This window comes from Flavobacterium sp. (assembly GCF_031363805.1).
Taxonomy (GTDB): Bacteria; Bacteroidota; Bacteroidia; order Flavobacteriales; family Flavobacteriaceae; genus Flavobacterium.
Genome location: NZ_JANLVD010000216.1, coordinates 1 through 10,598, shown reverse-complemented (window position 1 = coordinate 10,598; position 10,598 = coordinate 1). Strand labels below are relative to the sequence as shown.

At 30.7% G+C, this 10,598-nt stretch carries 10 protein-coding genes; all 10 read right to left on the bottom strand.

Annotated elements, in window-relative coordinates:
* Positions 1 to 248 precede the first annotated feature (248 nt).
* Positions 249 to 2,750 (bottom strand): cation-translocating P-type ATPase, encoded by a 2,502-nt coding sequence (locus tag RMN92_RS11550; protein WP_309609599.1) that lies wholly within the window; start codon positions 2,748 to 2,750, stop codon positions 249 to 251.
* Between the two features lie 52 nt (positions 2,751 to 2,802).
* Positions 2,803 to 3,657: a universal stress protein gene (locus RMN92_RS11545; protein ID WP_309609598.1), complete on the bottom strand. Its 855-nt coding sequence runs from the start codon at positions 3,655 to 3,657 to the stop codon at positions 2,803 to 2,805.
* A 37-nt stretch (positions 3,658 to 3,694) separates the two neighbouring features.
* Entirely contained in the window at positions 3,695 to 5,311 is a 1,617-nt protein-coding gene (locus RMN92_RS11540; protein WP_309609597.1) for a L,D-transpeptidase family protein, read from the bottom strand.
* A gap of 12 nt (positions 5,312 to 5,323) precedes the next feature.
* On the bottom strand, positions 5,324 to 6,202 hold the full coding sequence (locus tag RMN92_RS11535) for a J domain-containing protein (RefSeq protein ID WP_309609596.1): 879 nt from the start codon (positions 6,200 to 6,202) through the stop codon (positions 5,324 to 5,326).
* 179 nt (positions 6,203 to 6,381) lie between these two features.
* Complete coding sequence (locus RMN92_RS11530) at positions 6,382 to 7,380, bottom strand: NADP-dependent oxidoreductase (protein WP_309609595.1); 999 nt, start codon at positions 7,378 to 7,380, stop codon at positions 6,382 to 6,384.
* 11 nt (positions 7,381 to 7,391) lie between these two features.
* Positions 7,392 to 8,384 (bottom strand): 2-hydroxyacid dehydrogenase, encoded by a 993-nt coding sequence (locus tag RMN92_RS11525; RefSeq protein WP_309609594.1) that lies wholly within the window; start codon positions 8,382 to 8,384, stop codon positions 7,392 to 7,394.
* Between the two features lie 137 nt (positions 8,385 to 8,521).
* On the bottom strand, positions 8,522 to 8,917 hold the full coding sequence (locus tag RMN92_RS11520; protein WP_309609593.1) for a hypothetical protein: 396 nt from the start codon (positions 8,915 to 8,917) through the stop codon (positions 8,522 to 8,524).
* Positions 8,914 to 9,255 carry a hypothetical protein gene (locus RMN92_RS11515; protein ID WP_309609592.1) on the bottom strand — a complete coding sequence of 114 codons (342 nt, stop codon included), beginning with the start codon at positions 9,253 to 9,255 and terminating at the stop codon, positions 8,914 to 8,916. Before RMN92_RS11515 ends, RMN92_RS11520 begins: the two co-directional genes overlap by 4 nt.
* A 316-nt stretch (positions 9,256 to 9,571) precedes the next feature.
* Positions 9,572 to 9,979 carry a cytochrome C gene (locus RMN92_RS11510; RefSeq protein ID WP_309609591.1) on the bottom strand — a complete coding sequence of 136 codons (408 nt, stop codon included), beginning with the start codon at positions 9,977 to 9,979 and terminating at the stop codon, positions 9,572 to 9,574.
* 6 nt (positions 9,980 to 9,985) lie between these two features.
* Positions 9,986 to 10,240 carry a hypothetical protein gene (locus tag RMN92_RS11505; protein WP_309609590.1) on the bottom strand — a complete coding sequence of 85 codons (255 nt, stop codon included), beginning with the start codon at positions 10,238 to 10,240 and terminating at the stop codon, positions 9,986 to 9,988.
* Positions 10,241 to 10,598: the final 358 nt, after the last annotated feature.

The window sequence follows — 10,598 nt, the reverse complement described above, 5'->3', positions numbered from 1 at the left end:
TATTATCAAAGAAAACTTTTTTTAAGAATTGCGGCTTGCAATAATATCCTTTTTTGAATTCAAATTATAATAATGATTAAACTTACAAAAAAATATATTAAATCTCAATTATACAAAAGAGAAGTATTCTCTGAAAAAAGTTTTCTTTGATAATAATTTTCTTTGATAATTTTTATAGAAAAAGTTTTTTTATTTGAGTAAATTAAAATTAGATTTAAATATTAAATAATAGTTTCATAATCAATTGTTTAAGTTGTATAATTCCGTTTTCCTAATTTCACGAATTCATACCAAATGACTGATAGAAATCCAACAACAATTGCTATCATTAATTGTACTATGTTCAAATGCTCAAAATCAAAGAATTCTGTTAATGGTTTTACATAAAGCAACAATCCTGTTATGGCAATTGTTATTCCAATAATAATGGAAACTAAATTATTTTTATATGATAATGTTGTAAATATTGAATAGTAAAATGAACGATTTACTAAAGTTAAAAATATGTTGGCTGTAACTAAAACTACAAAAACCATAGTTCTTGTAACTCCCTCATTAAAACCTTGATAAACAGAATATTGATAGCAAAATAATGTTCCAATTGTAATGACTAAACCTTGAATAATACTAGTTGATAATTCTTTCCAATTGAAAAAAGTATCTGTAAAAGGTCGTGGTTTTTGTGTCATTGTATTTTTTTCGATAGGTTCATTTTCATATACAATGGAACATGTTGGACCCATTACCAATTCGAGAAATATAATATGAACAGGCGAAAAAATATTGGGATACATCCAACCCAAAGCCAACGGAATAAAAACCGTCAAAATAATTGGAATATGAATCGAAATTATAAATTGAATGGCTTTTTTGAGGTTTGCATAAATTTTTCGTCCCATAGAAATGGCGTAAACCATTTTGTCTAAATCGTCGTTTATGATAATTAATGATGCTGCTTGCTTGGCAATTTCTGTTCCTTTTTTTCCCATTGCAATCCCAATATGAGCAGCTTTTAAGGCTGGCCCATCATTTACGCCATCGCCAGTCATGGCTACAATTTCTTTATTGGATTTTAGAGCGTTGATGATTCTGAGTTTGGCTTCGGGAAACATTCTTGTAAATAAATTAATTTCCAACACTTTCTTTTTGAAGTCTTTGTCAGATAATTTCATTAAATATTCGCCAGAAATACTATTTTCGTATCCAACAAATCCTATTTGTTTGGCAATGGATGAAGTAGTTTCGGCATTGTCGCCAGTGATAATTTTGACTGCAATTCCGGCTTTATAAAAATGTTGCAAAACCAAATGAATATTCTTTTTTGGTGGATCATAAAATGCCAATAATCCTTTAAAATCCAATTTAAACTCTTCTTGTGTTTTTGGATAATCTTTTCCATCGAAAGTTGCTTCGCCAACAGCCAAAATCCTGTAACCTTCTGTTGATAATGAATGTATGGCTTCGAGAATTTGTTTTTTTTCTTTAGCTGAAAGTTTAGAAATTGCCATTATTGCTTCTGCTCCACCTTTTGCTGCAATAATTCTACTACCAGATTTGTTTTCAAAAATGTGCGTCATCATTGGTGGTTTGCCGGATAATGGATATTCGTGCACCATTTTATAATGAGTACGTTCGTCCTTTTTGATGACTTTCGAATATGTTTGGTGCAACGCAACTTCCATAGGATCAAAAGGAATGGATTCGCTTGCCCACATCGATAATGAAATTAATTGCTTTTCATCGTCAGATAATTCAGTTTCTAAATCGGTAATTTTATCAAATTTTAAACTAAACACTTTCGCCAAACTCATTGTATTTTCTGTAATTGTTCCTGTTTTATCAATACAAATTACGGTTGCACTTCCTAGCGTTTCAACCGTTTTCATTTGCTTTACAATAATACCTTTTTTCATCATTCGCCAAGCACCAAGTGCCATAAAAGTGGTAAATGCAATAGGAATTTCTTCGGGCAAAATACTCATTGCCAAGGTTAATGCTTTGAGTAAACTGTCAAATAAATTGTAAGATTGAAAATAATTTATTGCCCAAACAATCAAAAATACAATGCCACCAGCAATGGCCATTTTTTTTACAAAATTCCCAATTTGAATTTCTAATGGTGTTTTTTCTTCTTTAATGCTTTCTAGACTTTCGCCAATTATTCCTAATTTAGTTTTGTTTCCAATGGCTGTAATTGTTGCAATTGCCAATCCACTTGCGACAGTTGTACCTTGAAAAATTGTATTTTCTTTTGAGGATTTATCTTTGATAACCGACATGGATTCGCCAGTTAAAATGGCTTCGTTTACAGAAAAATCATTGGAATGTATAATTGTTCCATCTGCTGAAATGGAACTTCCTTCCTCGACCAACAAACTATCGCCAAGAACAAGTTCTTCAGTTTTAATCTCGATGGTTTTTCCATTTCGAATGACTTTACATTTTGGTTTTGTAAAATCCTTCAGTTTGGCTAAAGCATTCCTGCTTCTAGCATTTTGATAAGATGAAATGGCAGAAACCAATACAATTGCCGATGCCAAAAATATGCCATCAGAAGTTTTTCCGCTGATAAAATATATAGTGGAAGCCACTAATAATAACAGTATCATCGGATCTTTAAAAAAATTTAAAATTGCTTTTAGCAAATGATTTTCTTCTTTTAAGATGATAGCATTTTCTCCGCCTTTAGCTCTTGAAATAGTAACTTCTTGATCGGATAATCCTTTAATATCAAAATTGTTTGTTGTCATAATCAGAATATTTTTATCAATAAATTATGAAATTTGCTTAAAAAGTTGAAGCTTATTTTTCTTTTTTTCTAAAAATCAACAATGGTACTTTTGTGTTAAACGACATATTGCTAGAATGATGCGTTTCAAATAATCGATCGAACCAATTTCTGTTTTGCTTGGTAAATAAAACAACTAGCGATGGTTTTATAAGCAAAACATCTTTCCGAATATGGTAATTTATGGTGTATTTTGGATTTAACTTTTTGTATTCAAAGAATATTTTTTCAGATTCGTATTTTTTGGCTGCATTATTCAGTTTTTCTTTGTCCAATTTTAAATAGGAATCATAATCGTAATGCAATATTGTGATTTTTGATTTTAAAGAATCTGCCAATTCCACCACTTTTTTAATTTCTGAATCTATATTTTCAATATCCGATGCATAACAAATTGAGGAGAATTCTTTTTGAATATAATTTTTTGGAATAACAAAAAGCGGAATAGTCGATTTTAAAATAAGCTCCGATGCCGTTGAGCCAAATAGTTTGGAAATACTTCCAGAACCTGTTGTACTTACACAAATGTAGTTGGCTTTTATTTTTTCTGCATATTCCATAATATGATTTCCAACATTCAAAAACGGACCTTCTGCAACTTCGCAGTCACACTCATAGCTTATTTCCGCCAATTTAGATTCCCGATGAATTTTGGTAATTAAATTTTCTAATTTTTCTTGGTTTATACTAATTTCGCTGGTGTTGGAACTGCCAGAATAAACTGTATCCCAAGCATTTGGTCGAATGGCTACATATGTCACATTATAAAATACCAATTTATAATTGTTTTGTGATGCCAACTGCATGGCAAATCGTATTGCTTTTTTTGAATTTGCCGAAAAATCTGTGGTTACAAGAATCTTTTTCATAATTTGTATATTTAAAAATTAAATTTTTTGATTAAAATTAATCTGCGAAAATTTCTTTTGCCAACTCATCATCTAAATTATAAATATCATTTCTGAAATTTAGGTTTTCTTTAAAATCGACCCAAGCGGTAAAATATGTAATGTATACAGGAACTGTGGGATTTATTGCTATTCCAGTTTCTTTGGTAGTTTTTAGAACTTTATCTACTTTTTTCTGATTCCAAATTTTATCGTTTCTAAGCAAATACATGGCCAACTTTTTTGGATTTTCTACCCGAATGCAACCATGACTAAAATCTCTTTTGTTTCGGTTAAACAATTCTTTGGATGGTGTATCGTGCAAATAAATGCTGTAACTGTTTGGAAAAAGAAACTTCATTTTGCCCAGCGCATTATTTTTGCTTGGTTTTTGTCGGATTATAAAAGGAACATTTTTGGAATATTTATTCCAATTTATCGCTGTAGCACTCATAGCTTTCCCATCATTGGAAACGACTTCCATATTATTTCTGGCTAGATAATTGGAATTGCGTTTCAATTTGGGTAAAATTTCGTTATTAATGATGCTGTTTGGAATATTCCAGTAAGGATTAAGAATTATTCTTGATATATTTCCTTTAAAAATTGTGGTTTGCTTTGCGGCTTTTCCAACCACAACATTGGTTTCCCAAAGTAATTTTCTGTTTTCGAAAACATGCAACTTAAATTCTGGAATATTTACTAGTAAATAATCGTTTTCAATTTCGACTGGAACCCATCGGAGACGTTCCATATTAACGAGCATTTGTTTGATTCTATAATCGACTGTTTTGTTTAATTCTGCTATGGTTTTGGCATCTAATTTTCCATTTTCTGGCAAACCCAAACGTTGTTGAAAATTGGAAATTGAGCTTGCTAAACTGTCTGAAAAATATATATTTTTATCATTTATTTTCAAATCTCCGGATATAAATAGATGTTGTTTTACTTGCAATAAACAAGAATCTGATTCGGTTACCGAAAGTAATTTTTTATCGGTTTTGATAGCTGGAAAACCACCTTTTTTTTGAATATCACGATACAAACGAAGTTTTTGCTTTAATTTGGTGTAGTATAAATTTACGGGTTCGTTAATTTTATTATCTGGCTTCAACACCAATGAATCCAATAGAGTCTGATAATTTTTTTTATTTCTTGGAATAAACCATTCCAATTGGTGTGCGTTTTTGTTGATTCCAGAATATGCTTTTTCCGAATATTTAAAAAAGGTTATGGTGAGAATTAATTCTAATTTTTCACGTTGTTTTTTATCAATTTCAGCTTCATTATTATTGGTTTTTATTATCGTAATCAAAGTATCCAATTGTGCATTATTGAAAGTTTTATCTTCAAAATCAATGCTGTAATTTTGCAACTGATTTTGAAAATTCGGAACTGCTTGTGTCATTCCTTTTTTGTTGAACCAAGCATATTGAAAACCCCGATTTTTATAAAATAAATTAACCTCTTTTACAATATTTTCGTTTTCAGGATTGGATTTAAAAAAAGAATTTACAGCCGATTCTTCCAGCAGTAAATCTGTGAAGTTTTCTATGGAGTTAATAGTTGTTTTATGTTCTTTTTTACAGTTTAAAAAAAGAAAAAGCAATGTCATTATTTTGATTGTATTTTTCATCTTTAAAGTTGTTTAAGAAATTGATTTGAGTTCTTCAAATAATTCCTTTTGTTTGTCGGTCAATTTTTCTGGAATTTTTATTTTAATTATGATATAAAAATCTCCAAATGTTTCTGATTTTTCATAAACTGGCATTCCTTTTCCTTTAAGTCGGATGGATTTTCCGTTTTGAGTTCCTGCCTCAATTTTTATTTTTAATTTGCCTGAAAATGTTTCGACAATAATATCGTTTCCTAATATGGCATCGTATAAATTTACTTCTAATGTTTGATACAAATCGTTTCCCTTACGAAGGTATTTTGAATTATTAACTACTTTAATTCTAATAAACAAATCGCCACGGTTGGCTCCCGAACTGCCTTTTGCACCTTTATTTTTTATGCGCAATTGTTGGTCTGTGTAAGCGCCAGGTTTTGTAGTTACGCGAAGTTTTTCGTTTTCCAATTGAATAATTCTACTGGTTCCTGAATAGGCTTCTTGGAGTGAAATTTCCATTTCAGTTTCATAATCTCCACCTTTTCTGGATTGATTTTGTTGTTGGTTTCCGCCTCGTTGCTGAGAAAAAAACTGTTCGAAAAAATCCGAAAAATCTCCTTGATTGTTTCCGCCAAAACCTTGATTGGTATTACTTCTCTGGTATTGCTGATTTTGATTTTGTTGCTGATTTTGTTGCCAATTTTCGCCCAACTCATCATACTGTTTTCGTTTCTCGGCATCGCCCAAAACTTCATTGGCTTCGTTGACCAGTTTAAAACGTTCTTCCGCTTTTTTGTCACCCAAATTTTTATCCGGATGGTTTTTTTTAGCCAAAGTTCGGTACGCCTTTTTCACTTCGGCTGGTGTGGCTTTTTTGTCTATTTCTAAAATTTTGTAATAGTCTTTGTATTCCACAATTTGAAGTTATTTGATTTTGTACAACTAATTTATTATAACTGTTCCGAAAATTTTATTCTAATTTTCAAAGAATAAAGGATTATAAATTCCGACACAAATTGCACTAATTTCCACTAATTTTTTTTAAATCATATTAAGAATTCGTGCTAATTTGTGTAATTCGTGTCTCAGATAATTTATGCTTTAACAATCATTTTCCCAGTATTTTCGCCTTTAAATAATCCTAGTAATGCTTTTGGTAAATTATCAAAACCATTTACTATGGTTTCACTAAATTTTAATTTTCCATCTTTTACCCATTCGCTTAAATGTTTGATTCCTTCTGGAAAATTGGTACTATAATTTCCAACAATAAAACCTTGCATTAATACACTTCTGGTTAAAAGCATCGGTTGTATTCTTGGTCCAACTGGAACTTCGGTACTATTGTAAAGAGAAATTTGACCGCACAAAGCAATTCTAGCATTAAAATTAATATTGGCAATTACTGCGTCAGATATTTCTCCTCCAACATTATCATAATAAATATCGACACCTTTTGGGCATAATTTTGCAATATGTTCTGTCAAATTTTTTGTAGTTTTATAATTTATAGCTTCATCAAAACCAAATTTCTCTTTTAATAAATTTACTTTTTCATCAGATCCAGCGATTCCAATAACACGACAACCTTGAATTTTTGCAATTTGACCAACCACAACGCCAACTGCGCCAGCGGCACCAGAAACTACAACAGTTTCACCTTTTTTAGGTTTTCCAATATGCATTAAACCAAAATAAGCAGTCAATCCAGTCATTCCTAAAACCCCCAAATAATAACTTTCTGGTGAGATGGAAGTATCTATTTTTTGCAATCCTTTTTCTGATGCAACACATTGTTCTGCCCATGGCAACATTCCGACTACAACATCGCCAATTTTAAAATTATTAGATTTACTTTCAACAACAGTTGCAGTTACGCCACCTTTTATGGCTTGGTCAATTTGAAAAGGTTCTGCATAGGATTTTGCATCGTTCATTCTTCCTCTCATATATGGATCAACAGAATAAAAATTTGGTTTTAAAAGAAGTTCGCCTTTTTTTAATTCTGATAAATCTATCGTTTCTGTTCTAAAATTCGCGAGTGTTGGCGTACCTTTTGGTCTTGATGCCAAAACAATTTGTTGTGTTTTCATTGTAATTTATTTTAAAGTATAACTTCGTTTTCTAATGGCAAATCTTTTTCGAAATCTGTAAAATTTTTGATGGTTATTTTGGCTATTTCTGTTACAGCTTCTTGAGTATAAAACGCTTGATGTGGCGTAATTAAAACATTATTAAAGGATAATAATCGTTCAAAAACATCATCTTGAATTATGGTTTGAGATAAATCTTTGAAGAATAAATTACTTTCGTTTTCATAAACATCCAATCCTAAATAACCAATTTGTTCTTTTTTTAAAGCTACAATTGCATCTTCAGAATTAATAATTCCACCACGACTTGTATTGATAATCATTGCGCCTTTTTTGATTTTATCGAAAGCTTTTTTGTCAAAGATGTGATTGGTTTTTGGAGTTAATGGACAGTGAATAGATATAATATCTGATTGAGAAAGTAGTTCATCAAAGGTTTTATATTGAACGCCTTTTTGTTTTAAACCTTCGTTTTCTTTGATATCGTAAGCAATTATCTTACATCCAAAACCCAACATAATATTACAAAATGCCCGACCAATTTTACCTGTTCCAACCACACCAACAGTTTTTTCAAAAAGATTAAAACCCATTAACTTTTGCAATGAAAAATTATTTTCTCTTACTTGATTATAAGCTTTGTGGGTTTTTCTGTTTAGCGTTAAAATCATTGCTACTGCGTGTTCGGCAACTGCTTGTGGCGAATAAGCTGGAACTCGAACCACTTTTATATTGTTATTTTTTGCTGCTTCGAGATCTACATTATTGAAACCTGCGCTTCGCAAATCGATTAACTTTACACCAATTTCGGCAAGTTTTTCTATGCAATTTTTATCGATTTTATCGGTTACAAAAACGCAAACTGCCTGAAAACTTTTTGCCAAAAATGCTGTTTCTGCTGTTAATTGTTCATTGAAAAAAGTGAGTTCGTGTGTGTTATCAATATTGTATTTATTGAAGTAGTCACGTTCGTAAAACTGGGTTCCAAAGATGGCTACTTTCATTGCTTATGCTTTTATTTATTTTGTTTATCCTGCAAGGTTTTTTGAACCTTGTAGGTTTCAAATTACATTTATAAATACCTACAAGGTCAAAAAAGACCTTGCAGGAAAATGAGTTACGATTTTAAAAGATCAAAAAATTAATTTTTGAAATCAAATCGTGTAAAATATTCTGAAACAAAATTATGTTGTTCTTTATCAGTCATTTTATCAGTGTTTTTTAATTCGATTTTAATCTTATCAAACTCATGATTCTCTTTCAACAAATTGTGCAACTCACTTTTGGCATTTGTTGGTCCAAAAAGCAATATTTCATCAAAATCTTTAATGATTTTCGACAAATTTTTATAAAATGTTCCGTGTTTTTGTTGCTCTTTATTGTGCATTTCGTTTTCACTCCGTTGCAAAGTTTCTGCTCTATCATCGGCGCTGAAATCTGACGAAATTGTTTTTTTTTCTTTATTATCCGATGGAAATTCAATAATATTAGCATTAGAATGATCCATCCAAATGCCTACTTTTTTTTGTGTTTTCATATTTCGTTGTCTTCTTCTAAATTGTTATGATTGTCTCCGCCAATGCTGTAACCATTGTTTTCTTCGTCTTCGCTTCCAATATTTTCTTGGTCGTCATCAAGTTCTGAACCTGGAATATCTAAATCATTTCCAGTTTTGTCTTGGGTGAAATCTTTTTCATTCCAAGCTGGATTTTTATCGATTTGAATAATTTCTTTATTCTTGGCAATATTCTCGGGATCTATGTCGAATTCTTTATCGAATTTGTTGTAAATGTCTTCGGATTCTGGATATTTTGGGTAGCCGTCTTTTTCTAATTGTTCATTTGGTTCTTTGGGAAATTTTTCTGGTTTTTTCATTTTTAATAGTAATTTAAATCTGATTTATATATTACTTAAAAGTCGTTTATCATACCTCTATTTGTGTTACATAACTTTATAAATAACTTGTAAAATTGCGCTATTTTTGAATTAGATTTTACTTTTTTGCTTTGTAAATTTTTTGTACTATTATATTTTTATTAATCCTGCAAGCTTTTTTTTAACCTTGTAGGTATGAAATTTAATTGAAAATGACGTGCAAAGCTTTTTGAAACTTGTAGTTATGAAGTTTTATTGAAAAAGACCTACAAGATTTAAAAAAACCCTGTAGGACGAAAGACTTGAAATGAAAAACTTATTTTCCACGTGTCATTTCTACTGTGAAATAATAAATCGCAAAGCCTATAAAACCGATTATTATTGCCCAAAACCAAGCTGGTGTAGATTGTGGTGTTTCGCTACCTTCGATTAAAAATTGTTTTTGATCGCCTTTTCCGTAGGCGTTTATCATTATCGGAATTACACCATCGACAGTATCATTTTCTGAAATTCCTTCTACCGAAATTGATGGTCCATTTCTAACAAAAAACGGAATTTTACGAATGCCTTCTTTTCCTGTTGGATCTTTGCTGACAATTTTGAGCACGTGATCGCCATCGACTAATTTTGTGGTGTCGAGATCAAAATTTATGGGTACAGAAAATTCGCCAAAAGGTTGTATTTCTTCATCTAGAAATATAAAAACGGAACTGTTGTTTTTCATAATGAATTATTTAAAGATGGAATATTTGATGTGGTTTTGGTTTTTTTCGTTTGGTTTTATCAACCATTTTATGGAATAGATAAATGCAAAAATCGAAATGATGATGGTGATAACGATGCTTACATAATCCCAATTGCTGTCTGGTCCAGAACCGTGAACGATGCCACGCAAGACTTTGGGTTGGTTTCTTTCGCAAACTGGACAGGCAAATGCTGTTATTTGAAAAAGGATGAGGAATATTAATGTGATTGTTTTTTTCATTTGATATTTTATTTACGAATTTCTTTTTGACACGAATTGCACAAATTTTGCTAATTAAAAAATTTCAATAATTTATTTTTGCCACAGATTAAAAAGATTTTCACAGATTTTTTAAATTATTTTTTTTTACCATTAAGGAATTAAGGTTCATTAAGTTTTGATACTCAATAATGTTTCAATAATAATTTAATTTTAATAATAAATACTGATTATGTTTGCGTAAAGGATTGAAGCGGAACTCTTTTTAAAAAGGCGTTTTTAGCCTTTTTAAAAAAGTGAGAGCGGAAAGCCTGACCCACATTTTTCTTGTGGGTTACGCCCAAATCATACTACTTTTGTGCTGAAACTTTAATTTTTA

Bases quoted from the DNA above. Each gene is read 5' to 3' on its own strand.
- RMN92_RS11550 (WP_309609599.1), bottom strand. From the start codon at position 2,750: ATGACAACAAACAATTTTGATATTAAAGGATTATCCGATCAAGAAGTT.
- RMN92_RS11510 (WP_309609591.1), bottom strand. From the start codon at position 9,979: ATGAAAAACAACAGTTCCGTTTTTATATTTCTAGATGAAGAAATACAA.
- RMN92_RS11525 (WP_309609594.1), bottom strand. From the start codon at position 8,384: ATGAAAGTAGCCATCTTTGGAACCCAGTTTTACGAACGTGACTACTTC.
- RMN92_RS11515 (WP_309609592.1), bottom strand. From the start codon at position 9,255: ATGAAAAAACCAGAAAAATTTCCCAAAGAACCAAATGAACAATTAGAA.
- RMN92_RS11505 (WP_309609590.1), bottom strand. From the start codon at position 10,240: ATGAAAAAAACAATCACATTAATATTCCTCATCCTTTTTCAAATAACA.
- RMN92_RS11540 (WP_309609597.1), bottom strand. From the start codon at position 5,311: ATGAAAAATACAATCAAAATAATGACATTGCTTTTTCTTTTTTTAAAC.
- RMN92_RS11520 (WP_309609593.1), bottom strand. From the start codon at position 8,917: ATGAAAACACAAAAAAAAGTAGGCATTTGGATGGATCATTCTAATGCT.
- RMN92_RS11545 (WP_309609598.1), bottom strand. From the start codon at position 3,657: ATGAAAAAGATTCTTGTAACCACAGATTTTTCGGCAAATTCAAAAAAA.
- RMN92_RS11530 (WP_309609595.1), bottom strand. From the start codon at position 7,380: ATGAAAACACAACAAATTGTTTTGGCATCAAGACCAAAAGGTACGCCA.